The following is a 25,781-nucleotide window of genomic DNA, read 5'->3' on the forward strand; positions in this document are numbered from 1 at the left end:
GTGCGTGAAGGCATAACTGTTTGAGTTTAGTCGATAATTTCTGCCTATGAAATGCTTGCTTGTGGCGGTTTCCTATTTCGGCAAGGATTGCCTATGTTTAAAGGTAGGTCTGTCCGCCCGACAAGAGATCATTAAACACAGACAAGGGGGTTGCCGATGCATTCACTGAAGGTTTCGGAGGTTATGTGGAACCACATAGAGCCTATTCGATGCGGGGAACCGCTGACCAGCGTGGTCAAAGCTCTACTGAGCAATCATGTCACTGGCTTGCCAGTGGTGGATGCTCAGCGCAGGGTGCTAGGGTTCGTATCTGAGCAGGATTGCATCCATGCATTGTTGGTCAGTAACTATCACAGCGAAGGCGAGCCCAATGTGGATGACGTGATGTTTCGTAATCCGGTGACAGTAACGCCGGATACGTCGGTGGTTGATTTGGCACAAAACCTGGGTGCCGGTAAGCCGAAAGTGTATCCGGTGGTCGAAGACGGGAAATTGGTGGGGGTGGTGACTCGCTCAGCCATATTGTCTCAGCTGGCCAAGGCCGGCCAAACCATGGAGCGGTCACGTTTTGCGAACGCCGAAGACTAGCGTGCTGCTGGCCGCAATGCCTGGCAAAGCGGCCAAAATACATCTAGATTAATATGCCATTTAACTCTACATGTCGGTTTTCTATCGTATAATCGAGGCAAATACGATCTAGACCGATGTGATGAGGCTCTCCTCACACGCCTGTGTCTTTCAATGCATATTTGTTAAGAATCGTAGTGACTTGGCGACGATGGCTCGGGCGTGCGCTAGGCTCAGGATTCTTCGAAACTTCTGCTGGGCTCTGTGCTGCATGCTCTACCGCCTGAAAAATGATTTTCGGTTATCCATCGTTACCCTGTTGTCGGGCAGTGCCATTCTTGGCATCACGCCGTTTGCGATTATGCGGTTTGTCGATGGCCACCTGCTTGCGGGCTTCATTGATCTTGGCATTCTGGCCGCCCTTTCCGGAAGTCTGGTTTATGCCTGGGTAACCCAGGACACCTACCGGTCTGGCATATTCCTGGCCATAGCCTGCTGTGTCGGGGCGGTGGTCGTGGCCACGATGGTGGGTGAGGTCGGTTTGTTTTGGCTCTACCCCTGTTTGGTCACCACGTTTTTTCTGGCACCAAGCCGGGTTGCGGCTGCACTCAATTTTTTGTCGGTTCTGGCCATGATGACGGTAGAGAATGCGTTCAACTCATCGGTGCAAATGTGGACTTTCGTCGCCAGCACGACAATCGTGAGTGCGTGCTCCTATGTGTTTGCCATGCGAAATAAGGAACAACGGGAGCGCCTTGAACAGTTGGCGACGATTGATCCACTGACCGGCGTTAAAAATCGCCGTTCCATGGACGAGGAGCTGGATTTGGCGGCTGCGAATGCAGAACGAACCGGGCTGTCTTATGCACTGGTGATACTGGATATTGACCACTTTAAAAAAATTAACGATGAATACGGTCACGGCGTAGGCGATAACGTTTTGCGTGATTTGGTCGGACTGATTGAAGAAAATACCCGCCGGACGGATTTGTTGTTCCGGTTTGGCGGGGAAGAGTTTGTGGTGCTGTTTCCCGGAGTGGATGGTGTAAACCTGAAAACCGTGGTCGCCAACCTGCAGCACGAGTTGCGAAAGTCGCTCAGAGGGCCGGGAGGCCCGGTTACCTCGTCTTTTGGTGTCGCCATGTTGCGACACGGTGAAAGCGTGACAAGCTGGTTATCCCGAGCCGACCACGCTCTCTATCAGGCCAAGGAGTCGGGCCGTGACCGAGTCGTCTATGGCGACGAGGTTTGACTTGCTAACTGGGTAAGCCGCTTGAGTTAAGCGTGCTCACTTGCCTCTGCCGCTGGCTGGTAGCGGAACAATCGCCACCCTAAAAACAGACTGGCGGATGTTAGCCCAGCTGTAAGCCCGACCCAGAATCCGGCTGCGCCGAGCGCGGGTGTGAGCCAGTCAGTAAACGTCAACACGTACCCCAGTGGCAGCCCGACCACCCAGAATGAGAACAGCATGATCAACATGGGCACGCGGGTGTCTTTATAACCGCGCAGAGCGCTGATGCAGGTTACCTGAAGGACATCGGCAATCTGGAACATGGCGGCAAACGAAAGCAGTCGGATGGTGACCGTTTGCACCTCTGCATCGTTGGTGTAAAGCGCCGCGATGGCGTCGGCAAAGACGAACAGCAAGGTCGCGAAGACCAAGGCGACCGCTGAGGCCAGCAGCAGTGAGCTGCGAGAAATCAGCCTGGCGCTATCGGGTGCTCTGGCTCCCATCAAGAAACTCACCCGCAAGGTGAGCGCCATACCGATGCTCAGGGGCAGCATGAACAGCAAAGACACAACGTTCAATGCGATCTGATGACCGGCGACGATCACGGGCCCCAGCGGTGCCAAAAACAGCGCGATCACGGAAAACATGCTGGCTTCGACGAAGATGGTAAAGCCGATGGGCACGCCAAGTTTTAGAATGTAATGGATGCCCGAAAGGTTGGGCTTAACCCGCTCCGCGATCAGATGAAACTGCTTGAAGGTTCGGCTGCGGTTAAGGTAGATCAGTAGTGCGATGGCAGCGATGCCGTTTGATAATGAGGTGGCCCAGCCACAGCCAACCCCGCCCATGGCGGGCAGCCCGAATTTGCCGTAGATGAAAATATAGTTCAGTGGCAGGTTAATCAGCGTGCTGAGTACCGAGAACATCATGATTACCCGGGTATGTCCCAGGCCATCGGTGAGCCCTCGTAGAGCGTTCATCAGCAGCATGGCGGGAATGCCCCAGGCAAAGGCGTTCAGGTAGCCTTGGGTGATGAGTGCGGTGTTCACATCCATCTTCAATAGCGCCAGCACGGGGTGTACGTTGGTCAACAGCAACGCCATGATGACGGTGCCGCCCAGCGCAATATAGATGCCCTGCCAGGTCGCTGGCATGATTTTGCTGGTGGTGCGAGCGCCGTTGTAGCCGGAAATAATCGGTTGAAGAGCCCCAAGCAGGCCCATGAAAAACAGGAACAGCGGCATCCACAGACTGCTCCCGATGCCAACGGCCGCGAGATCTTCGGCGCTGGCATGGCCTGCCATGACGGTGTCGATAACCCCGTTGGCCATTTGCGCTACTTGCGCAATCAGAATCGGCCCGCCGAGCAGTGCTAAGGTTTTCCATTCGGTGAGCGTGCGGCTCACTAAAGGCTGTCGGATTTCGGGTAACGGCTGGTGTGTCTCGTCCATGATGCTCGGGGCTTTGGCTGTGTGTGGCTTAAATAGAACCGCCAATCTTACTTCATTCATGCGGATAGCGCTTATAGGGGGTTGCACCGCATGAGGCGCTGCACAGGGCGTCTAAAACGAGTAAAGTACTGGCCCGGATTTTCTTAGGTATTGCGATATGGTGTTTTTGATTCTGGTGACTGTCCTTTGGGCCTTCTCGTTCAGCTTGATTGGCGAGTTTCTTGCCGGGCAAGTGGATAGTGATTTTGCTGTTTTGAGCCGGGTACTACTCGCGTCACTGGTGTTTCTGCCGTTGACCCGCTGGCGTGGCGTGCCGAACGGGATGAAGCTGAGCATCATGGCCACCGGTATGTTGCAGTTCGGCATTACCTATGTCTGTTTATACCGTTCCTTTGCCTACTTGTCGGTGCCTGAGGTTCTGCTGTTTACCATCTTCACGCCGTTGTATGTCACGTTAATTGACGATGCGCTGTTCCGCCGTTTTTCTCCGGTGGCTCTTCTTGCTGCGGTTGTTGCAACGTTGGGGGCCGGAATCATTCGTTACGATGGATTGAGTGAGGACTTCCTGACCGGCTTCTTGTTGTTGCAGGTCGCCAACATGGCGTTTGCGGCGGGTCAGGTTGGCTACAAGCATGTTATGCGGAGATATCCGTTGGAAATTCCCGGTTATCGGACCTTTGGTTACTTCTTCTTCGGGGCCTTGGTGATTGCGTTGCCGTCGTTCCTGATCTTTGGCAATCCGGACAAATTGCCAGCCACCACATTGCAATGGAGCGTCCTTGGCTGGTTAGGGCTGGCCGCATCCGGCCTTGGCCTTTACCTCTGGAATCGTGGAGCCTGTGAGGTCGATGCAGGCACGCTGGCCGTGATGAATAACATGTTGGTGCCAGCCGGATTGATGGTTAATTTGTTGATCTGGAATCGGGATGCGGATCTGGCCCGGTTAGCGGTTGGGGGCGCGGTGATCGCGTTTTCACTTTGGGTAAACGCACGGTTTCACCCTCGCGCACGGATGCAAGTGGCGAGCTAAAGCCTGGAGACCGGCCGTTTGCCCGTGTCGCGATTGATCGCATGCTATGCTTTTCGGGTGTCTGTGTGAGTCATCCAGTACTGGAACTATTCAAAAAATCTCAGGGTGCCCCGTATTATGCGTAAAAATCTCCCGGTCACCGATAAAGAAGTTGAGGTGGCCGCTGGCATGCGGCTGATCAGTACCACCAATCTCAAGGGGGTGATCACATACTGCAATGATGATTTTGAAACCGTCAGCGGGTATGCGCGAGATGAGTTGATTGGCCAACCGCACAATCTGATTCGTCACCCCGACATGCCGGAAGCGACGTTTGCCAACATGTGGAGTTACCTGAAAGCAGGTAAAGCCTGGATGGGCATCGTGAAGAACCGCACCAAATGCGGTGGTTACTACTGGGTAAACGCATACGTCACGCCGATCTGGGAGGCGGGCGAAAAGGTCGGCTATGAGTCGGTGCGCGTTGCCACCAGCCGTGATCAGGTCGAACGGACAAAAAAACTGTATGCACGGCTTTCGGCTGGCCAGATGCCATCGGCTCGTGTCAGTCGTGTGATTTCGGTCATGCGCTCCGGCAGCCCATTCATTGTGTCGCTGTTACTCACCTTGGTGGCCTTGCAGATGGCCTCACCGGCATGGGCTGTCGTCGTTGCCACCCTGGGGCATGGGCTGGCTGCCTGGTGGATGTATGGGTCGTTGACCAAACGCTTGGGAAGTATACTGGAGCTTCGTCTGGACGCTTTTCAAGACCCCTTGATCGCCCGCACTTATAGCGATGAGCAGGGCCTCTTCTCGAAGCTGGCGTTGGTTCTAGTCAGTGAGGAAGCACGGCTTCGAACGGCATTGGCGAGAATTGATGATCAGGCTGAGTATTTGAGTGATCAAGCTCAGGCCTCACACACTTTCATTACTGAGGGCGCGGAAGCTATTGCCCGTCAACGCGCCGAAACGGATCAGACCGCATCAGCCATTAATGAAATGACCGCATCCATTCAAGAGGTGGCCTCGGCGGTCACAGAGAATGCTCGGGAAGCAGAGCAAGCCAATCGTTTGGCACACGATGGCAGTGCGCGCAGCACCGAGGCTCTGGCTGCAATTGAACAATTGGTGGATCGGGTCAGCAGTATTGGTGCATCCGTCAGTCGTCTGGGCGAATCCACTCAAACCATTGGCGAAGCGGCGAATCTGATTTCCGATATCGCGGACCAGACCAACCTGTTGGCGCTGAATGCAGCGATTGAAGCCGCCCGGGCTGGTGAACAGGGGCGGGGATTTGCTGTTGTTGCCGATGAAGTACGTTCGTTGGCACAGCGCACCCGAGAGTCTACTGTGAAGATTCAAGAGGTGATCGAAAGCTTCCGGGCGCAGGTCGAAGAAACCAACGAAGCGGTTCGGGCCGGCGAAGCTATCGCGGGTGATGGGCTGGGCAAGGTGCAAGGAGCTGTTGGGTCTCTGAACGCGATTGCGAGTTCGGTTGATGCGATTTCCGGCAGCTTTATTACCATGTCGGCAGCCTTTGAGGAGCAGAGTCAGGTTTCGGATGAAATCAATCAACAGATTGTGAACATTGCCGGTCTGGCGGATCAGAGTGATGAGCAGGCCGAAGCCGCTCGAAGCAGTAGTGACAAACTCAGTACCATGGCTCATGGTCTGAAAGACCTGGTTGCTCGATTTATCGATAAAAACCGTTAAACAACGAGAAGTTGGGTGGGATATCCCCGCATCTCCGGGTAGCCGTATAAAGGCCGGCACTGGCATCATGCCGTCAGTGCTGGCAGAATCCTGCTCCAATTGCGTCTGAGCAAAACGCCGGCGCGCACAAATCGTAATTTCCTCAGCCAAAAGCACAGGAAGAAAAACAAATGACACAGTCTAACTCCGCAGCGGGTTCACGCGGGCTTTGGTCGTCCAGGCTTGCGTTTATTCTGGCGGCTACCGGGTCAGCAGTCGGCCTGGGTAACGTCTGGAAGTTCCCATATGTAACCGGTGAAAATGGGGGCGGTGCCTTTGTACTGGTATACCTGCTTTGTATTTTCATTATTGGTATCCCCATCATGATGGCGGAAGTGTTTATTGGTCGAAACGGTCGTCATAACCCGATCGCCAGTTTCCGTCTGGTGGCAGAGCGCAACCTTGCGTCTCCAGCCTGGCGCATATCTGCGATTGTCGGCATGTTCGCTGCGTTTATTATTCTGTCATTCTATTCGGTGATCGGTGGCTGGGCCGCTTCCTACATCGGTCATTCTGCTATGGGCGATTTCACGGCAGGCACGGCCGAGAGCGTGGGTAAGTTGTTTGGCGACCTGCTGGCCAGCCCGGTGCAGTTGCTAGCCTGGCATACCGTGTTTATGGCACTGGTGGTACTGGTGGTTTCGCGCGGCCTGAAAGGCGGCCTGGAGCGTGCAGTGACCATTCTTATGCCGGCTCTGTTTGTGCTGCTGTTGATGGTGGTGGGTTATGCGACAACGACTGGGCATTTTGGTGAGGCAGTCAGCTTCCTGTTTACTCCGAACTTTGAGGCGTTGACCGTGAAAGGGGTGCTGGTGGCCCTTGGACATGCGTTCTTCACCCTGAGTTTGGGTATGGCCATCATGATGGCTTACGGCTCGTATCTAAGCCGGGATGTCCCCATTGGCCGCACCGCCGTCAGCGTTGCCCTGATGGATACCGTGGTTGCATTGATGGCCGGCCTCGCGATTTTCCCGATAGTATTCGCGAACGGACTGGAGGCCAGCGAAGGTCCGGGCTTGATCTTTGTCACTTTGCCATTGGCTTTTGGCAATATGCCCATGGGAGATCTGTTTGGCACGCTGTTCTTCGTGCTCTTGCTGTTTGCGGCCTGGACGTCCGGCATTTCGCTACTGGAACCTGTGGTTGAGTGGGTTGAAGAGAAAACCGACATGGGCCGCACTGGCAGTGCCATTCTGGCGGGTGGTGCCTGTTGGGCATTGGGTATCGTGTCCATCCTGTCCTTGAACGTCTGGTCAGACATTGCACCACTCGGCATGTTTGCGGCGTTTGAAGGCAAGACCATGTTTGACCTGCTGGACTACTTCACGGCCAATATCATGCTGCCATTGTCAGGTCTGCTGACGGCGCTGTTTGTGGGCTGGTTTGTAGCGAAAGAAACGCTCAAATCTGATCTGGTGATGGACGGTGCTGGCTTTACGCTTTGGCACACCCTGATCCGCTACGTCACTCCAGTGGCCGTTTTGATTGTGTTTGTCTACAACCTGATTGGTTGATCCGAAGGCAGGCAATCGATTAGAAAAAACCCGGCGCTGGCAGCAGCGTCGGGTTTTTTTGTGTTTTGCGCAGGCGCATTCGGCTGTTGGAGCGTTCTGGCGCTAGACTTTGCCGCCCAGCAGAATCCGTACCGCCGTGCAGGCGTCTTCAAGTTCGTCTTCCCTGGGTTCTCGGCCGCCGATGATATCGCTGTACAGGCATGATTCAGCGATGCGGACCATGAAGTAAGACAGGCTCTGAATGTTCATCGGGGGGCTCAAATGCCCCGCGCGGATTTCGTCTTTCAGTAAGCGGGTATTCACTTCCACAGTGCGGGCGTGCAGCGTGGAATGTGAAGAGGTGAGCATCTTCAGTGCATATTCCGGATCCTGATGCAGAAACTTTCGCAATGGCGAGAAGTGCAGGATGGTGATGTTGATGTGCCGGAACACGCCGACAACGTAATCAACGCCGGAGCCGGGGGTGATCTCGCGAGCTTCTTTGTACAGTGGCTCGTAGAGCGACCATAATATTTCACCAATCAGCAGGTCACGGTTACCCACCCAGCGGAACAGGGTGGCACGGCCGATGCCTAAGTCGTCAGCAAGAGCAGCCAGGCTGATTTTCTCCCCTTTTAACCACATTCTTCGAGCCCGTTTGAAGGCGTCGATAGGGGTTGTTTTGATGATTGGTTCGGTCACTTTTGGCTCTTTGGTCGGTTTGTCCTCATTCTATCCGTTGCGAAGGGCTTGGGCTACGGTAGCCTAGACCCACAGGTCGCCGATAGGGGTGTCTGGACTGAAATGATGGGCAACTTGCGCCTGCAACAATTCAGCCGTTGCAATAGCATCAATTAACGCATTGTGGCCAGCGTAGTGGGGTAAACCATAGCGCGCACGACTATCAGGCAGGCGGATAGAGGTTGGTTGTTTGCCCAAGAGCTGTTGCCAGCGAGACGGCCTTCGCCTGGGGTGCAGATAGGCTTCGATAGCCATGGTGTCGATGACAGGAAAACGAAGCTGTTCGTTTAAACGCCACTGCAGAGCCGTGTTAAGGAACGGCCGTTCGATGTTGCGGTAGTGAACGACAGGAATACGGCCCGTCAGGTACTCGAACAGCGGGTCGAGCACCTCTTCCAGATCAGGAGCATTGTGGATTTCAGCGTGGGTGATACCGTGAATGGTGACCGATTCCTGGTGCAGTGGCAGTTTGGGGCGCACGATCTGATGCCAGGCCTTGCCAAGCTGAACACCGGACAAGGTGAACGGGACCAGGCCGATACTGACGATCGAGTGTTGGGATGCGTCCAGCCCGGTGGTCTCGAAATCCAGCGCTAGCAGCGGAACGTCCCTGATCGGGGTTTCCGGTTTTGGACAACCGACTTCGTAAAACCCGCGGATTCTGGGGTCAACGGCCGTGGTTGCTCCTGTGCGGTAGTTGTCCGGCCAGTTTTGCTTGTTGTTCCGGCTTTTAATGTTGTTAGGCATTCCTGACCGTCCCCGCGTTGTAACGGAATCTGAGGAATTTCTGAGCGTTGCTGACGATCTGGAAGGCGTCTTTCAGGTGGCTACGTTCAAACGGCGACAGGTCTTCGGGTCGCACGTTGTTGTCCGGCTCACGGCCTTCTTCGATGGCAAGAGCCTGATGACGCACCCGGACAATGGAGATGAATTCCAACGCATCCCGTAAGTTGCCCGCATCGTCATCGACCAGCAGTTTGGTGTTGGCAATGTCTTTCAATCGCTCAAACGAGTTCTGGGAGCGGGAGCCGCAGGCCAGCGCGTGCACCCGGATCAGATCGGACAGAGGAGCGGTGCCCCGGCGCTTCAGATTGAAGGTTTTCTGATGTTTGCCGTCTTCTTCGAGCACGAAGGTTCGGAAGAAACCCAGCGGCGGCGTGCGGTTTAGCGCGTTACGGGCCATCAGAGTCAGGAACCGTTGGCTGTTGGACGCTTTGTCGGCGACCAGAGTTTTCAGCTGTTCCGCAAAGTCGGTTTCGCCGTGAATGCCGTCCAAATCGAAGAATATGTTGCTGTTGAGCAGGGTCTGGCCGTTGGGGTTTTCGATCCAGTCGGTGAAATACTTTTTCCACACCTGCAGAGGCTGACGCCATTTCGCGTTGGTAGCCATGATGTCGCCGGTGCAGTAGCTGTAGCCACACTCGGCCAACCCGTCTGAAACGAACTTGGCCATCGCCAGAAAATACGCGTCGTGTTCTTCCGGAATGAAACTGTCGTCCAGGATCAGGGCGTTGTCCTGATCGGTCACCACCAGCTGCTCATCCCGTGCCATAGACCCGAGGGCCATAAAACAGTAGGGAACCGGAGGCGGGCCAAGCTTTTCTTCGGCCAGCTCCAATAAACGCTGGCTGAAACTTCGGCCGATACCCGCCATGGCGCTCCCGACCATGTGGGAATTAGCGTCTTCGTTCACCATGCGAACGAAGCTGTCCCGCACGTCCAGACTGATCTTTTTCAGGCCTTTTACGGCATGCTTGTGGAAGATGTTGCTGACCAGATACAGGCTGCTTTGGCTTTCGTATTTGACGATGTCAGCCAGTGCGATGATGCCACGCACTTCGTCATCGTCCATCACCGGAAGGTGGTGTACGTTATTGTGCAGCATCTTCAGCATGGCTTCGAAAATGAACGCACGGCTGCTGATGGTAATCAGCTCTTCGGTCATGATGTCACTGACCGGGGTCTCGGAGGCTAATGCATGGTTGACCGCACGAGTGCGCAGATCGCGGTCGGTAATAATGCCCACCAGTTTAGGGGTGTCGCCGCTTTCATCCATCAGCGGTAACGACGAGACGCCGTTGTCGGTCATGATTCGTGCGGCTTCCTGCAACCGGACGGTGGTCGGGGCGCAAACCAGCGTTCGGGAAATCAGGCGAGTGACTCTGGCGGTCATCAACTGGTTCGACTTTTCCCGGCGCGAGACGGCAGAGCGAAGACGGCTGCGGTCTTCGATTTCGACAAAGTCGGCAAAGTTGTCATCATGCTCCCAGAGATAGTGAAAAACATGATCGGGGATTTTGTAGATCAGGCTGTCTTCAATGGCTTTGACCGGGAAGCGCACTTTTTTATTCATCATCAGGCCGAACTGGCCGAAAATCTCGCCCTCACCGACTCGACTGTACAGCTCGCCTGAGCGGCGATACACCTCGACAGCACCGCTGCGAAGGTAATGCAGGCTATCAGCTTGTTGGCCAAGCTCGACAATCTGAGTGCCGGCCCGAACGTAGACGACCTCGATGTTGGTGACGATCTTGTCCAGCAAGTCGTCGGACATTTCATCAAAAGGTGCGTGTTGGGTAATGTGATTTTGAATGTCCAGCAGTTCGGCCTGCATGTTCTCTCCAGCGAGTGCGAGTTCTGGCCAAACTATAGCAGTTGTGTATTTTTTTGGTGTACCTTTGCGCCCTTTCTTTAGGGCCTTCAGGAGGCTTGGTATGGCGAACAAGTTGCTGGTAATCGGTGGCATTCGTTCCGGTAAAACCGCGATGGCAGAACAGCGGGCGCAAGCGGCGGGTGAGCCGGTGGTTTATGTCGCGACCGCCACGGCAGGTGATGATGAAATGGCACGGCGTATTAGCCGACACCAAAGCCAGCGCCCAGCGGATTGGGGGCTGGAGGAAGAGCCGCTGAGGCTGGCCAAAGTACTCAACCACTTTCAGGCGCAGACGGCCAACCCGCCTTTGTTGCTCATTGATTGTATGAGTCTGTGGCTGAGCAATTTGTTGTTTGCCGGAGACGAGGCGTTTGATCGAGAGCGGGAGGCCTTTCTGACGGCAGTCGAGCAGTATTCGGGCTCTGTTGTCGTGGTCACCAATGAGGTCGGGCTGGGCACCATTGGCATGGACCCGCTCACCCGGCGCTTTGCGGACGAGCTGGGTTGGCTGAATCAGGCGCTTGCCCAGCGCTGTGACGAGGTGGTTATGTCGGTCGCTGGCCTACCGCTAGTGCTTAAGGGAGCTTAAGGCTGGTGGCTGATCACGCTGCGAAACAGGCCGAATTCGGATTGGTCGACCTGAATGCGGCTGCGGCAGGCGTAGGGCACGGCAAAACCGGTGAACGATTTTTCCAGCGGTATCCCCAGCACATCCGCTAGTACCATGCGGATAACGCCGCCGTGGCAGACCACTAACACCTTTTGCCCGGCCAGCTTTTCCTGCCAGTGATTGAAACTGTGGATAACTCGGTCATAAAAGTCGTTGACCGGTTCACCGCCGGGTGGGATGAAACGGATCGGGTCTTGCCAGAAGCGATTGAGGCGATCACCGTAGCTGTGCTCAACCTGTTCGGCAGTCAGTCCTTCCCATTCGCCAAAACCGATTTCGCGCAGGTCATTCTCGACATGTAGCGGAAGGTTCAGTTGTCCGGCCAGCTTTTCGGCAAACCGTTGGCAGCGTGCCATGGGGGAGCTGACAATGGTGTCCCAGTGGTCGGTGCTGGCGATGGCGGCGCGCATTTGTTGCCATCCCTGCTCACTTAATGGGTCATCCTTGCTGCCCCGGAACATGGGGCCGCCTTTAGGTTCGCCGTGGCGGATCAGGTCTAGAATGGTGGTCATGGTGTTTTACGCTTCCGGTTTTCCGCTGATGTTGGCATCTGCAAAGCTTGCCATATGGTTGTGAAGAGCGCAGGCCGAACGCAGCAGAGGCACCGCCACGGCCGCCCCGCTGCCCTCACCTAAACGCATACCGAGATCGAGCAAGGGTGACGCTTCGAGGGCTTCGAGCACAGCATTGTGGCCGGGTTCGGCGGAACGGTGGGCGAACAGCAGCCAGTCCCGTACGCCCGGTTGCTGGTGAACGGCGATCAGCGCGGCGGCCGAGACGATAAAGCCGTCGACCAAGACCGGAATGCCCCGGGCAGCGCTGCCCATGATGGCACCGACCAGACCGGCAAGTTCGAATCCGCCTAATGAGGCCAGCACCGTCAGGGCATCTTTACTGTCACCGTGGCGCGCCAGTGCTTGCTCAACGACCGCGGTTTTGCGGGATACGCCTGCTGCGTTCAAACCGGTTCCCGGCCCCACCAACTGTTGCGGGCTGTGGCCTAAAAGAGCGCATGCGATGGCCGAGGCGCTGGTGGTGTTACCAATGCCCATGTCACCGCCGATAAACAGCCGGCACCCCTCGGCTTTAGCACGCTCGGCGGCGTTGTCACCGCTGGTGAGCGCGGCTTCTACCTGTTCGCGGGTCATCGCGCAGGTTGTTGCCATGTTCGCCGTCGAGGGTGCGATGACCTCGTTCATCACACCGGGCAGTTCCGGCACCTCTGAAACCGTGCCAAGATTGACCACCTCCAGATTGGCGCTCAGTTCCTTTGCCATGACACTGATGGCTGCGCCACCGTGGGCGAAGTTGGCAATCATCTGCGCGGTCACGGCTTGTGGGAAAGCGGATACACCTTCGTCACAGACCCCGTGATCACCGGCGAAGATAACCATGCGAACCGGATCAACGGTCGGTGCTTCACAATCTGAAAGGCCCGCGAGTGTAATGGCGATCTGCTCCAGTTTACCCAGCGAGCCAGGCGGCTTGGTGAGTACTTGCTGACGAGCCAAGGCAAGTTCTGAGTGCTTGCGGGAAGGTTTGGGGGGCTGCTGAAGCCAGCTTTGGGGCAGAGGCATGGAGTATTCCTTCTATACGGAAAGAGGGATGGTCTATCTGTGGCGGAATGGTGTCAAGGTGAGCGTCAGGTCGGGTAGACTTGCCGGCATTCATTGTGAGGGTTTGGTTTTGGATGCGTTTTCGATGTTGGTGGCCGTGTGTTGTGTGGCGGTTTTGCTGGACGCTTTGGTTGGAGAGCCGCGTCGTTGGCACCCGTTGGTAGGGTTCGGGCATGCAGTGGCTTTGATCGAACGGTCGTTGAATCGTTGTCCGCAAAAGTCTGGCCCTAGCATTGTGTCAGGCGGGCTTGCAGCCGTATTGCTGATGGTTCCGGTGGTTGCGCTGGCGCTGGCTGCACAGGCGCTGTTAACCGGCTGGGTGGCGCTGGTGGTGCAGGTCGTTGTGCTGTGGTTAGCCATTGCCTTGCGCGGCTTGGCCGAGCACGGTAAGGCGGTATCGGGCGCTTTGCTACAGGGCAATGGTGAGCAAGCTCGTGAAGCGGTTGGGCGCATTGTCAGCCGGGACGCTGGCGCGCTTTCAGACAGCGGTGTGGCCGCCGCTGCTGCCGAGTCCATGCTGGAGAACGGTGCAGATGCAGTTTTTGCCAGTCTGTTTTGGTTTCTGGTGGCTGGCTTGCCGGGCGTGGTTCTGCATCGGATGGTGAACACGCTGGATGCCATGTGGGGCTACCGTAACGAGCGCTATCTCTATTTCGGGCGTTTTGCGGCTCGGTTGGATGATCTGATGAACTGGATGCCTGCTCGCCTAACCGCGCTGACCTACGCTTTGCTGGGTAACACCCGACTGGCGATGAAATGTTGGTTTAGCCAGGCAAAAGCATGGGACAGCCCCAATGCCGGGCCGGTGATGGCAGCAGGGGCAGGTGCGCTGGCTGTTTCGCTGGGTGGCCCTGCGCCCTATGCCAGTGGAATCAAACAGCGGCCTCGGTTGGGTTGTGGCCCTGAAGCGACTGCGCAGACGGTTGAGGGCGCCATTGCCTTGGTACAGCGAGGTGTCGGCCTGTGGTTGATATTGTTAGTGGTGCTTGTCCTGAGTCTCAGCAGTTTATGGCCGGGAGGTGCCGGATGATTCCGTTCCGCTCTAATGAGTGTCCAGAGCACGGTGGCCGGCTGGAAGTTGCGGTTCGAAAATGGGGGATACCCCGCGAGCAGTGGCTGGATCTTTCCACCGGCATTAACCCGGTACCCTACCCGATTCCCGAGATTCCCATGGCGGTGTGGCAACGCCTACCCGAGCCGGATGACGGGCTGGAACAAATCATTCGTCACTGGGCGGGTGCACCGACCGATGCGGCCTGCATACCGGTAGCCGGCAGCCAGCAAGCCATTATGGCGTTGCCCGCTGTGCGCATGCGCAGGCATGGCCTTGGCCGGGTGGCCGTACCCATGCCCGGTTACCGGGAGCACGGTCATGCCTGGAAACAGGCGGGCTTTGACGTGGTGGGCATTTCAGCTGAGCTGGCGATGGCGGATGATCTGGAATGGCTGGATTCGGTGGATGTGGTGGTGTGGATTAATCCCAACAACCCGACCGGACAAATGCTGTTGCCTGAACGATTATTGGCCTGGCGAGAAAGGCTGCAGCGGCATGGTGGTTGGCTGGTTGTGGATGAGGCGTTCATTGAAGGGTGTTCGGACCATGCTCTTGATGCCTGTGCGGGCGTTTCGAACCTTGTCATATTGCGGTCGCTGGGTAAGTTCTTCGGATTGGCCGGCATCCGCGCAGGCGCGGTGTTGGCGGAACCGGATATGGCGGCTGAGCTGACCCGTGAACTTGGGCCCTGGCCGGTAAGTGGCCCCACGCGTTATCTGATGAAGCAGGCTTTAGTGGATCAGGCTTGGCAAGCGAACACGGTCGAGGCACTGAAAGGAGCTCGGTCGCGGATGGACGCATTACTTCAAGCCTGCGGGCTGCACTCCCCTTCTGGCTCCCTGTTGTTTCGGACGGTGCGTCATTCGCATGCAGAGGATATAGAAGCGAGTCTCGCTCGATGCGGAATTCTGGTGAGACGTTTTGAAACGCCTCCGGCTTTGCGTTTTGGTTTGCCCGGGGATGAGGCTGGGTGGCAACGCCTGGCTGAAGTTCTGTCGGGAATACATATATGTCATTGACCACCCACACCCCGGTTGGTAGTCTTGCGCGCGATTTCAGGTGCTCTGTACGTTCATTCCAGACTGGCGATAGTCGAATGGGTGCATGGTCAGAGTGAAACGGGAAGCTGGTTGAAATCCAGCACTGCCCCCGCAACGGTAATCAGGTGAACAGCAATCCGATACGCCACTGTGCTTTGGCATGGGAAGGTGATTGCTCCGGAGCGAAAGCTCTGCCTGTAAGTCCGGAGACCGGCCTGAAAGACGGAGCTTACAAGCTCCGGGCACCAGACGTTGCGGAGGGCGACGGCGGTGGGTGATCCGGCTCATCAGCACCATACGCCCTCCACCCCCGTCCGAACACCTTATTGTCCTTCGCAGTAACCAAGACCGATCGCGCGGGTGCGTGCGGTGAACTGTGAGTGATGATATGACCCCTTCGAAGGCCCTTCCTGCTTTAATTTTTTTACCTGTATTTGCTTCAACGGCGACTGCTAACCAGCAAGAACTTCAAAAGCTCAATCCGATCGTGGTGACGGCTACTTTGGCTCCGAGCACTCAGGGCGAGAGTTTATCGTCCGTGACGGTGGTTGAAGAGGAAGATATTAAAAGGCTGCAAGCGCTTCAGTTTTCGGAGCTGTTGGAAAGTCAACCAGGCATAAGCGTCACGAATGCTGGATCATTTGGTAAGCAAACCAGTGTATTCATCCGTGGGCATGACTCATCAAGCGCGGTGTTGCTCGTGGATGGTATTCGTCTGCGCTCTGCAACTTCGGGTGCCGCTGCCTGGCAGCACCTGCCACCCCAGATGATTAAACGAGTGGAGATTGTTCGGGGTAGTCGAAGCAGTCTGTATGGAGCGGATGCGACGGGTGGTGTTATTCAGGCGTTTACCCTGCCAGAAACTAAACAATCGGCTGGCGGTTGGGTCGAAGTTGGCGCTGGAAACTTTGATAGTCAGCAGTACAGTGCCGGATTCTCTTTAGTGGAAAGTGACACCAAGGTTAATGTAGGTACTCACTATTTCCGTACAGACGGTGCGCCAATTGTGATTGGGGGCGAGGATAAGTCATACGACAACCACTCATCTGTAGCGAGTGCCAGTCATACCTTTGCCAACGGCGTTAAAGTGTCGGGTCTATTCCTCAACGCGAAGGGAACAACGGAGTACGAAGGCGGAGAAACGGATTTTATGCTCCAGACAGCTGGTGCGAGTGTTGATGCGCCGATTACCCGCTATTGGCGTGCAAAACTGCAGGTTTCCGATGCACGAGATGAAGGGGAGTCATTTGAGCCAGACAGTACTCCTAGCTTTTTTGATACCCAAAGCCGCACCGCGAGGCTAGAGAATTGGTTCACCTGGGGCGTACATGAGTTTGTCGTCGGCGCTGAAAGAATGACGGACCAAGTGGACAGTACGACAATCTACGAGGAAAACAGCCGCGCGAATAATGCCTATTTTGCGCAGGCTTTGTTCGGTTTTGGGCCTGCTGATCTTCATTTGAGCGTCCGTAATGATGACAATGAAGCCTACGGCAAGCACACAACTTGGGGCGCCTCGGCCGGATATCAGTTTGATCGTCAGCACCGGGTCCGGGTAAGCGCCGGAACCTCATTTAAAGCGCCTTCTTTTAACGACTTATACTGGCCTAATTATGGAGACCCAACTCTAGAGCCGGAAGAAGCGATCAGCTATGAGTTAGGATTTGGTGGGCATTACGCCTCTTGGTTCTGGGACCTGGCATTGTTCCAAAGTGACGTGGACGATCTTTCACTGCCTAGCTCGAATGGTGTCGGCAGTGTCCCAGAAGCCCGTCTGCGAGGGATTGAAGCTGCTGCCGGACTAGAAGTGGGTGATTGGGCGATGAAACTGGCGGGAACCGTCGGGGATTACGAAGATAGCGAGACCGGAGACCAGCTGCGGCGTCGCGCAGAGCAAACAGTACGTTTGGATGTAGATCGAGTACTGGGGCCGTGGAGCGTTGGCGGCACCGCACGTGCAGAGAATCATAGGTTCAACGATGCTGGTGAAGAAGGACGTCTACCGGGCTATGGGCTTGTTGATCTCAGAGCGAGTTGGTCGTTTGCGCCGGGTTGGGTGACGAAATTGTCAGTAAAAGATGTGTTCGACAAAACATACCAAACAGGTATTAGGTGGACCGGGGATCTCTATACAACCGCAGGCCGCACAGCCATGCTGACCGTCCGTTACGATATTCGATAACTGTTCTGATAAAGCCGGGAGGCGCCAGTGATAAAGCTGAAGGTTTTAGCCGTGATGTTGGGCTGGATGCTGCTGGTACCTCCGGGGCTGGCGGCCCCGGTGTGTGCAACCGACGATCTTGAGGTTGAAGTGTGCCTTGATCACCCGGCGAAGCGGATTGCGGCCTTGTCGCCCGGGGCTACAGAGCTGGTTTGGGCTGCCGGTGCCGGCGATCAGGTGGTGGCTGTGGTGGCTTTCAGCGATTATCCGCCGGCAGCGAAGAACGTGACGTCAGTTGGCAGTCACACTCGAATGGACATGGAACGTTTGCTGCAGTTGCAGCCGGATTTGGTGATCGGATGGGTAACTGGAAACCCATCCGAGCAAATGGCGATCCTCAAAGAAATGGGGATGCCGGTTTTTTCCATTGAGCCTCGTAGCTTTGAAGCCGTTTCCCACACCATTGAGCGCATTTCTGTGCTGGCGGGTACTGAATCGGCCGGTTATACGGAAGCAGAGCGTTTCCGCCAAGGCATTTCGACGTTGAAGGCGCAGTACGACAGTGCGGACCCGGTGCGCGTGTTCTATCAGGTTTGGGATGAGCCCCTGATGACGGTTAACGGTGAGCATTTGATCGGAGAAATGATCGAACTGTGCGGCGGGGATAATGTGTTTGGGAGCTTGGCTCGATTGGTCCCGAGAATCAGTGCCGAAGCCGTGGTTGCGGCCAATCCCGAAGCTATTCTGGCGGGTGGCATGGGCGAAGAGAACCGGCACTGGCTGACGCGCTGGACAGCGTTCCCGACGCTGGCGGCGACGACTCAAAACAATCTGTTCTTCATACCTCCGTCGTTGGTGCAGCGGCCCACGCCAAGAATGCTGGAAGGAACGCGTTTGTTCTGCGAAAAGCTGGAGGTAGCCCGTGACCGGCGGTCCTGAGGGTATGCTTAAGTGATGCGCCCTATTGCGCTACCGCTTTCGGTCCTGGCCATCGCCAGCCTCCTGTCCATGATCATTTCTGTGGGCGTTGGGAGTGTTGCCATTTCACCGGCAGAAGTCTGGTCGGTTTTGATTGGCGATGGTTCTGGCCTTCAACGAACGTTAGTGCTTGAACTGCGGTTACCTCGAACGCTATCTGCGTTTGCGACCGGAGGTCTGCTGGCTGTAGCTGGCGCATTGATGCAGGTGTTATTGCGTAATCCCTTGGCCGACCCTTACGTACTGGGGTTATCCGGTGGTGCCGCGGTGGGTGCGTTGTTTGCCATGTTAGCCGGGCTGGGTGGTGCGCTCGTATCGGGCTCTGCCTTTGCCGGTGCGATGCTGGCTACCGTGATGGTATTTGGCCTTGCTCACGGCACTGGCAGTTGGTCGCCATCCCGTCTGTTGCTCACCGGTGTCGTGGTGGCGGCGGGTTGGGGCGCGGTGATTACCTTGATGCTGGCGATCAGCCCCGCCAGAGAATTGCCGGGTATGCTGTACTGGCTGATGGGCGATGTGTCCTACGCCAGAGCGCCCTGGGCCGGGCTGGGATTGCTGGCTCTGGTGTGCCTGATCGTAATACCACTGGGGCGTAGCCTGAACGTATTGGCCCGCGGCCCAATGCAAGCGGCGGCGTTGGGTATCTCTGTGCGACCGCTGGAATGGCTGATCTACGTCTTAGCGAGTTTGCTTACGGCCACGGCCGTTACCATGGCGGGTAGCATTGGCTTTGTAGGCCTGATCGTTCCCCATATGCTGCGATTGGTATTGGGCAATGATCAGCGCCTGATTCTGCCAGCCTGCGCGTTGGCGGGCGGCACTCTGCTTGTGCTGGCCGATACTCTGGCTCGCACCGTGATCGCGCCTGAGCAGCTTCCTGTGGGCGTCATTACCGCTTTGCTCGGCGTACCCACCTTCCTGTATCTACTGCACCGGAGCCGTTAATGAGCACGCTGCGCACCTGTGATCTGATCATCAACGTGCCGGGCAGGCCCGACGGTTTTGCTCTGAACATGAGTATCGAACCGGGCCAGATATGGGGTGTTCTGGGCCCGAACGGGGCGGGTAAAACCACCCTGCTGCATACCCTCGCGGGATTGTTACCCACGCGCAGTGGCCAGGTGATATTGAACGAAGCACCGCTGGTAGAGTTAAAACGCCGGGATATTGCGCGGCACTTGGGCCTGGTGTTTCAGGAGCGGCAAGACAGTTTCCCTGCAACGGTAATGGAAACCGCGTTGATTGGTCGCCACCCGTGGTTATCGCCTTGGGAGAGCGAAAAAGGCGACGATCAGAAGTGCGCGCAACAGGCACTGGAGGCGATGGAGGTCGATCATTTGTCCGATCGATTGCTGAGCACCTTGTCCGGTGGTGAGCGTCAACGGGTGGCCATCGCAACTCTGATGACTCAGAACCCGGATATATGGCTGCTTGATGAGCCGACAAACCATCTTGACCTGCACCATCAGGTTAAGGTGATGAATTTGCTGCGAAATCAGGCAGCTGAAAACAAGGCCGTGTTCATGTGCCTGCACGATCTGAACTTGGCCGCACGTTGGTGTAGCCATGTGTTACTGCTGTACCCCAATGGCGATGCCTGTTGGGGCTCCGCCGACACAATGTTGAAACCATCCGCGCTCGAGCAGTTGTATAACCAAAAGCTGATGACCGTACAGGTCGACGGCGCACCGGTGTTTGTCCCCGTCAGCGCCGGTGTATAACGATGACAATGGCGAATCTATGAATGTATCCGTACCAGCAGTAATGATCACCTCTCCCGCTTCTGGGCAGGGTAAATCCATGGTGACGGCAGCGTTGGCCCGTCTGCACCGGAATGCCGGGCGTAAGGTGCGAGTGTTTAAACACGGACCGGATTATCTCGACCCGATGGTGCTGGAGGTCGCATCCGGCCACCCCGTCTATCAATTACATCCTTGGATGACCGGGGAAGATGAGTGCCGCTGGCGATTGGCTGAGGCCGCACAAGATGCCGACCTTATTCTGATCGAAGGCGCGATGGGGTTGTTCGACGGTGCGCCGTCCAGTGCCGATCTGGCAAAGCTTATGGGGATTCCTGCGTTGCCAGTGATCGATGCCAGCGGCATGGCCCAGACCTTTGGCGCCCTGGTGTTGGGGTTCGCTAGCTTCGATCCGGAACTGTCTGTTTATGATGTGATTGCGAACAAGATTGGTAGCCCTCGGCATGCTGAAATGCTGAGTGAGCGATTACCTGAAGAGATTCGCCTGTTAGGCGCTATCCCCAGAAACGACGCCATGAACATACCTGAGCGGCATCTTGGATTGATCCAACCGGCAGAGCTGGACAATCTCGACCAGAAACTGGATGACGCTGCCCAAGTGCTGAAAGAGGCGGGGCTCGACGCATTGCCGAAACCGGTGGAGATTGCCGCCCTTGAGCCCGCAACCCGGCCAGAAGCACTGTTGGCCGGCGTTCGTATTGCGATCGCTCGTGACGCAGCTTTCAGTTTTATCTATCGCGCCAACACCGACCTGTTGCTGGCCATGGGCGCTGAACTGCATTATTTCTCCCCGCTGGAAGACTCGGAGCTGCCGCCTGCAGATGCTTTGTGGCTTCCGGGTGGTTACCCAGAGCTACACGGGGCTGCGTTGGCCAAGAATACGGCGATGGCAGATTCCATTCGTGCCTTTCATCACGCGGGTAAGCCGATATTGGCGGAGTGTGGTGGCCTGATGGCCTGCGCGGAAGAGTTGTCCGATAAAGAGGGCGTTGTGCATTCAGTGTTTGGTTTGATACCGGGACGCGCGGCTATGGCTAAACGGTTACAAGGTCTGGGTATGCACAGCCTGACGGCGGAACAGGGCGAGTTGCGGGGCCACACTTATCACCGTTCCTCGCTGGATACCACTTGGGAACCTGCCGCCCATACCCGAAAACAGGTGGGCAATGGCTGTGAAGCTGTTTTTAGTCAGAACGCTCTGGTGGCCAGCTATTTTCACGGTTATTTCCCGTCTGCACCAAAATTCGTGGCTGCTATTTTCCGCGGTGAGCCACTGATGTTTCCTGACAGCTCTGAGAAAGATAATGCGTAATCAGGCCCAACTTGGATGGGGGCATCGAGGGATGCGAGTTCTAAAGGTCGTTTCGACGGCCATTATGATGATGCTGTGGACGTCTTCAGTGATGGCGGCGACGGTTGTAGGCATTGTTTCTGAGCGTTCAGCCGCAGAAATGGCCGCGGGCGCCCATCGTTTTATCGACCATAGCCCTGATCACCGCGTGTTGCTTCGGACCCCGGCGCAACTGGCTATCCAGAGCGACCAACAAGTACTCGAACTGCTGAACAGCGCCGATGCGATCGTGCTGGCGGCGGTATTTGGTGATCAGGTAGAACGCCTTGCCGGGCTGGTAAAGGATGTGGCCGCGGATGACGCCACCGGGCAGATGCCTGTGCTAGGTATCAACAGTGACTGGCGTATTTCTCGTCTGTCGCAAATCGGCGGCCACCAGCCGTTGGCACCGTTAGATGCCGTTGGGCTCAAGGCATTGGTCGCTGCTCCGGCGGCCGGGGTCGATGCCGCTGATGATCTGGCCGATCGGCAGGCCAAGTTTCCGGCCCAGGCTGACTGGTTGGAAGGGCGCGCTTTCTATCAGGGTCGGACGCCGAAACATCTCGATGGCCTGATGCGATGGTTGTTGGCCAAGGCCGGTCACGACATGGATTACGGCAAGCCTGAACCTCGCGCCAGTATCCGTTATTACCAGAAAGGTGAGGCCAGCGCTGATGCTTCAGCACTGATGCTGACCGATGCTCCCGTCGTCGTGGTTCTTGATCTGGACAGCGGCGACCGGCCGGGCGATCGAGAGTTACTGGACGATACCTGTGCCGCGCTGGAAACTCAGGAGCTGCAATGCTTTGCGATCTTATCCCGATGGGGCGGTGCCAGCCTTGATGCCTTGCGCACTCTGGACGAATCGATTCAGCCAGCGACATTGGCGGGCATTGTCAGCCTGCAGGATTTCACCATCGGCGGAGGTGAAGGCCGTCGGCAGGTGACGAAAGAGCTGGTTCGTCTTAACGTGCCGGTGATTAAAGGTCTCCGGCTGGCTTCCCGAACCCGCAATCAGTGGCAGCTGTCCGTCGACGGTATTCCCACCGATCAGGTGCATTACAATCTGGCTATGCCGGAACTTCAGGGTGTAAGCCAACCTATGGTTCTGGCAACGGCTGAGCCAGAGGTGATTGATCCCCTGACCGGCGTTGCGCTGACGCTCACGCAACCGGTGCCAAGCCGTGTCACGGCCTTGGCCGAACGCCTTAAGCGGTGGCAGGTGCTGCAAAGCAAAGATAACGCCGATAAACGGGTGGCCATTGTTTATTACAACCATCCCCCCGGGCGCCAGAATATAGGTGCTGACAACCTGGATGTGCCAGCGTCACTGTTCGAAATGCTGACCTGGCTAAAAGCCGCGGGATACAACACCGGCCCCCTCCCTGGCAGCACGGAAGCCTTGCTTGACCTGATTCAACAGCGGGGCGTGAGCCTGCCGGATGACCCTCGCTCGCTAAAGGAAATGGCGAGTGAGGTACCGTCGATGAGCGCGGAAACCTACCAGCGTTATCTGCAATCTCTACCGGACGTCGTGCAGCAAGAAATAGCTCATGGTCCTACGGGGTATCTGCACGAACGCCTGGAGCAGGCTCATCAGCTAGGGGAGCAGGACATAGCTCTGCGCATTTTGGACCGAGGGGTGAAGGATCTCCGGAATTTGATCGAGCATTTACAGCACCAGAATCGATCCACGGCCCTCGCCCATCTGAATGACTACGAAGCGCTGTGGACTCAGCGCCTTAAAGAAGGCGGCCACAAAAGCGAACTGGATGCACAGCGAGTTTTATTGGCAGACACGGGCGTACCAGGGCTCAAAGGCTGGGGTGAAGCGCCGGGGCTGTCGATGGTGGTGGATGAGCGCTTGATCTTTCCGGGCCTGCAATTCGGCAATATTTTCATTGGGCCCCAGCCGCCAAGAGGTTGGGAGGTGGATGAAGAGCTGCTTCACGCCAATACCACCTTCCCGCCAACTCACCAGTATGTAGGTTTCTACCATTGGTTGAGGGATCATTATAAGGCCGACGCGCTGGTCTACGTGGGTCGGCATTCCACGCGAGAGTTCCTGCCGCGCAGGCGTGCAGGCCTGACCGAAGATGATTATCCGGATTTGCTGGGCGGTGGCCTGCCGCTTATTTATCCCTACATCGTCGACGGCGTTGGTGAGGGCATACAGGCCAAGCGGCGCGCGCTGGCGGTCATGATCAGTCACCTGACACCGCCCCTGGCGGTAACGGAATTGTACGACGACCTGCTTGAAGTCAGGCAGTTGGTGGAAACATGGGAGTCGGCGACCGATCCCCACAGCCCCACCCGCGAGCGGGCGCTGCAAATGCTGCGGGAAAAAATTTCCTTGCTGGATATCGGCGAGGATATCGAACATGAAATTGCTAATGAGATGGGGCTTTCCGACGAAGAGGTTTCGATAGATGAACTGTCGCCGGAATTGTTGGTTCACGAGGCCGGGCACTATGTGACCGACGTTCAGGAACATTACATGCCACTGGGATTGCATGTGTTTGGGCAGGACTGGAGCCCCGAGATGCTGGACACGATGCTGACATCGATGGCGAGCAAGTCGGGCACACCCGAACCGAGCTGGCGACAGAAGCTGGCGATGTCACCGGCGGAGGAGCGTCGGAGCTGGCTGAACGCGCTCAATGGCCGTTTTGTCGCGCCAGGGCACGGCAACGATCCGTTACGGACACCGGACGTGCTGCCCACGGGTCGTAATTTCCATGCGTTGTCTGACGACCTGATTCCGACACGAGTAGCTTGGTCCTTGGCCGAGGACCTGGTCGCAAAAGCAGAAAAAACCGGGACCCGACAAGGCAATGAAAGTGATGCTCTGGTGCTCTGGGCTTCGGATACCGTGCGTGACGAAGGCGTGATGATCGCTTTCGGCCTGAAACTCATGGGTATCAGGCCAGTCTGGAACAGCCGGGGCATCGTTAACGGGCTGGAGCGGCTGCCCGCTGGACCGGGCACGGGTAATGCCCCTAGGCGCAACGTGCTCTTTACCACGTCAGGGTTGTTTCGGGATCTTTACGGGAGCAAGCTCGAATGGCTGGATCTCGCCTCTCGTTACGCGCTGGCGGGTGCAGCAAAAACGATAGCTGCTGACCATCCCAATTTGGTCCCCGCCCTCGATCAGGCATTGTCGGTGTTGCCGGAAGCCATGCGGGAACGCGGCACGGAATCACTCGACATTAATGGTGTGGCCGCGCGTTGGGTTGCCGATACCCGGGTTCTGTTGGCCGCCGGACTGTCGGCGCAGGATGCGGGTGATCAGGCTGCCTACCGAGTATTTGGCACGGCGCCGGGTGCATATGGGGCCGGGGTGAACCGGCTGGCTACCCGCACAGGCGCATGGCAAGGGCGGCAACAATTGGGCGATGCCTACCGCCGTCGAATGGGGCATGTTTACGGTAAAGAAAGCCTGGGTGAACCGGCGCATGAGGCCTTTGATCGCCAGCTGCTTTCGGTAGACAAAACCTATCTGGGCCGGTCCAGCCATTTGTATGGCCTGCTTGATAATGATGACGGTTTTGACTTCCAGGGCGGGCTCTCCAATGCGGTAGAGCATCTTCGGGGTGAGCCGCCGGAGAATCTGGTTCTACAGTACAAAGATCCCAAGAATCCAACGGTGGATTCACTGCAGCGGGCCTTGCAGGTTGAGCTTCGCGCCCGCAATCTGAATCCACAGTGGCTGGCACCGTTAATGGAGCACGGTTATGCCGGTGCCCGCACCATGGGTAGTGATTTTCTGGATAACCTCTGGGGTTGGCAGATTACCAGTCCACAGGTGCTCCGTTCGAGCGTCTGGGATGAAATCAATGAGGTGTATTTCCAGGACCGCCACGGGCTTGGGCTGAGTGACTTCCTGGCAGAGGGGCACAATGTTCACGTCAAGACTCATATGCAGGCGATTGCCTTGCTGGCAGCCAAACGTGGTTTCTGGAAAGTGGACGTGTTTACCCTTAGGTCCCTCGTGCGTGATTTCGCTGGCAACATCATCGATCATGGATTGCCCGGAAGCGGCCACACCCGCCCGGATCATCCGTTGATGGACTGGGTTGCGGATCAGTTAGATCCGCAACAGCGGGAGGCTTTTGATTCTGCTCGCAAGGGGGGATCGGCGACTTATCCGTTCGTGCACGGCGCGAGCAATGACTGTCAGAAACAGGGGGCACTGGTGTCCTCATGCTGAAACCATACACGCTGCCCATCGTTATTCTCTCCGCACGGGAGCTAGAGGCAGCTATTGTCTGCGGC

The 25,781-nt window shown here is 56.6% G+C and carries 20 protein-coding genes and 1 riboswitch; of the genes, 14 read left to right on the plus strand and 6 right to left on the minus strand.

Annotated features, from left to right (window positions below; translation table 11 throughout):
• The first annotated feature begins 156 nt into the window (after positions 1 to 156).
• Together VOI14_RS00830 and VOI14_RS00835 are read left to right on the plus strand one after the other, a co-directional pair.
• Positions 157 to 588, plus strand: coding sequence for a CBS domain-containing protein (locus VOI14_RS00830; RefSeq protein ID WP_323750120.1), 432 nt, complete (start codon positions 157 to 159; stop codon positions 586 to 588).
• 250 nt (positions 589 to 838) lie between these two features.
• Positions 839 to 1,819 (plus strand): GGDEF domain-containing protein, encoded by a 981-nt coding sequence (locus VOI14_RS00835; protein ID WP_323750121.1) that lies wholly within the window; start codon positions 839 to 841, stop codon positions 1,817 to 1,819.
• A gap of 26 nt (positions 1,820 to 1,845) precedes the next feature.
• On the opposite strand, the gene VOI14_RS00840 is transcribed toward VOI14_RS00835, so the two are convergent.
• Positions 1,846 to 3,249 (minus strand): MATE family efflux transporter, encoded by a 1,404-nt coding sequence (locus VOI14_RS00840; RefSeq protein ID WP_323750360.1) that lies wholly within the window; start codon positions 3,247 to 3,249, stop codon positions 1,846 to 1,848.
• A 157-nt stretch (positions 3,250 to 3,406) separates the two neighbouring features.
• Between VOI14_RS00840 and VOI14_RS00845 the strand changes: the two genes are divergently transcribed.
• The 3 genes from VOI14_RS00845 (at position 3,407) to VOI14_RS00855 (ending at position 7,524) form a co-directional block, all read left to right on the plus strand.
• Positions 3,407 to 4,279: a carboxylate/amino acid/amine transporter gene (locus VOI14_RS00845; protein WP_323750122.1), complete on the plus strand. Its 873-nt coding sequence runs from the start codon at positions 3,407 to 3,409 to the stop codon at positions 4,277 to 4,279.
• 117 nt (positions 4,280 to 4,396) lie between these two features.
• The gene (locus VOI14_RS00850) at positions 4,397 to 5,971 is read left to right on the plus strand and encodes a PAS domain-containing methyl-accepting chemotaxis protein (protein ID WP_323750123.1); all 1,575 of its coding nucleotides are present in this window, start codon (positions 4,397 to 4,399) and stop codon (positions 5,969 to 5,971) included.
• Between the two features lie 170 nt (positions 5,972 to 6,141).
• Positions 6,142 to 7,524, plus strand: a complete 1,383-nt coding sequence (locus tag VOI14_RS00855; protein WP_323750124.1) for a sodium-dependent transporter — start codon at positions 6,142 to 6,144, stop codon at positions 7,522 to 7,524.
• Between the two features lie 102 nt (positions 7,525 to 7,626).
• Here the strand turns inward: VOI14_RS00855 and VOI14_RS00860 are convergent, their stop codons facing one another.
• The 3 genes from VOI14_RS00860 to VOI14_RS00870 all read right to left on the minus strand — a co-directional run bounded on the left by VOI14_RS00860 (position 7,627) and on the right by VOI14_RS00870 (position 10,858).
• Positions 7,627 to 8,205: a QsdR family transcriptional regulator gene (locus VOI14_RS00860; protein WP_323750125.1), complete on the minus strand. Its 579-nt coding sequence runs from the start codon at positions 8,203 to 8,205 to the stop codon at positions 7,627 to 7,629.
• A gap of 63 nt (positions 8,206 to 8,268) precedes the next feature.
• The gene (locus tag VOI14_RS00865) at positions 8,269 to 8,991 is read right to left on the minus strand and encodes a 3'-5' exonuclease (protein ID WP_323750126.1); all 723 of its coding nucleotides are present in this window, start codon (positions 8,989 to 8,991) and stop codon (positions 8,269 to 8,271) included.
• Positions 8,984 to 10,858, minus strand: coding sequence for a putative nucleotidyltransferase substrate binding domain-containing protein (locus tag VOI14_RS00870; RefSeq protein ID WP_323750127.1), 1,875 nt, complete (start codon positions 10,856 to 10,858; stop codon positions 8,984 to 8,986). Before VOI14_RS00870 ends, VOI14_RS00865 begins: the two co-directional genes overlap by 8 nt.
• Before the next feature lie 100 nt (positions 10,859 to 10,958).
• Here VOI14_RS00870 and cobU point away from each other — a divergent pair, with 100 nt between their 5' ends.
• Positions 10,959 to 11,486 carry a bifunctional adenosylcobinamide kinase/adenosylcobinamide-phosphate guanylyltransferase gene (gene cobU / locus VOI14_RS00875; protein WP_323750128.1) on the plus strand — a complete coding sequence of 176 codons (528 nt, stop codon included), beginning with the start codon at positions 10,959 to 10,961 and terminating at the stop codon, positions 11,484 to 11,486.
• Here the strand turns inward: cobU and VOI14_RS00880 are convergent.
• Both VOI14_RS00880 and cobT read right to left on the minus strand, forming a co-directional pair.
• The gene (locus tag VOI14_RS00880) at positions 11,483 to 12,079 is read right to left on the minus strand and encodes an alpha-ribazole phosphatase family protein (protein WP_323750129.1); all 597 of its coding nucleotides are present in this window, start codon (positions 12,077 to 12,079) and stop codon (positions 11,483 to 11,485) included. The two genes, cobU and VOI14_RS00880, sit on opposite strands and share 4 nt — an antisense overlap.
• 6 nt (positions 12,080 to 12,085) lie before the next feature.
• Positions 12,086 to 13,138, minus strand: coding sequence for a nicotinate-nucleotide--dimethylbenzimidazole phosphoribosyltransferase (cobT, locus tag VOI14_RS00885; protein WP_416361375.1), 1,053 nt, complete (start codon positions 13,136 to 13,138; stop codon positions 12,086 to 12,088).
• Between the two features lie 130 nt (positions 13,139 to 13,268).
• Here cobT and cbiB point away from each other — a divergent pair, with 130 nt between their 5' ends.
• From cbiB to VOI14_RS00925, 8 genes are all read left to right on the plus strand, one after another.
• Positions 13,269 to 14,213, plus strand: a complete 945-nt coding sequence (gene cbiB, locus VOI14_RS00890) for an adenosylcobinamide-phosphate synthase CbiB (RefSeq protein ID WP_323750361.1) — start codon at positions 13,269 to 13,271, stop codon at positions 14,211 to 14,213.
• Positions 14,210 to 15,256, plus strand: a complete 1,047-nt coding sequence (gene cobD, locus VOI14_RS00895; protein WP_323750131.1) for a threonine-phosphate decarboxylase CobD — start codon at positions 14,210 to 14,212, stop codon at positions 15,254 to 15,256. The genes cbiB and cobD overlap by 4 nt, the downstream gene beginning before the upstream one ends.
• Positions 15,257 to 15,318: 62 nt before the next feature.
• Positions 15,319 to 15,511, plus strand: a riboswitch (cobalamin riboswitch).
• Positions 15,512 to 15,653: 142 nt separating this feature from the next.
• Positions 15,654 to 17,459, plus strand: coding sequence for a TonB-dependent receptor domain-containing protein (locus tag VOI14_RS00900; RefSeq protein WP_323750132.1), 1,806 nt, complete (start codon positions 15,654 to 15,656; stop codon positions 17,457 to 17,459).
• Positions 17,460 to 17,486: 27 nt separating this feature from the next.
• Positions 17,487 to 18,377 carry a cobalamin-binding protein gene (locus VOI14_RS00905; RefSeq protein WP_323750133.1) on the plus strand — a complete coding sequence of 297 codons (891 nt, stop codon included), beginning with the start codon at positions 17,487 to 17,489 and terminating at the stop codon, positions 18,375 to 18,377.
• 15 nt (positions 18,378 to 18,392) lie between these two features.
• Entirely contained in the window at positions 18,393 to 19,361 is a 969-nt protein-coding gene (locus VOI14_RS00910) for an iron ABC transporter permease (protein ID WP_323750134.1), read from the plus strand.
• A complete protein-coding gene (locus VOI14_RS00915) occupies positions 19,361 to 20,137 on the plus strand; it encodes an ABC transporter ATP-binding protein (protein ID WP_323750135.1) in 777 nt (258 codons plus the stop codon). Before VOI14_RS00910 ends, VOI14_RS00915 begins: the two co-directional genes overlap by 1 nt.
• 19 nt (positions 20,138 to 20,156) lie before the next feature.
• Complete coding sequence (locus VOI14_RS00920) at positions 20,157 to 21,488, plus strand: cobyrinate a,c-diamide synthase (protein ID WP_323750136.1); 1,332 nt, start codon at positions 20,157 to 20,159, stop codon at positions 21,486 to 21,488.
• The gene (locus VOI14_RS00925) at positions 21,481 to 25,716 is read left to right on the plus strand and encodes a cobaltochelatase subunit CobN (RefSeq protein ID WP_323750137.1); all 4,236 of its coding nucleotides are present in this window, start codon (positions 21,481 to 21,483) and stop codon (positions 25,714 to 25,716) included. The genes VOI14_RS00920 and VOI14_RS00925 overlap by 8 nt, the downstream gene beginning before the upstream one ends.
• Positions 25,717 to 25,781: the final 65 nt, after the last annotated feature.

It is taken from the genome of Marinobacter sp. (assembly GCF_034669625.1).
GTDB lineage: Bacteria > Pseudomonadota > Gammaproteobacteria > Pseudomonadales > Oleiphilaceae > Marinobacter.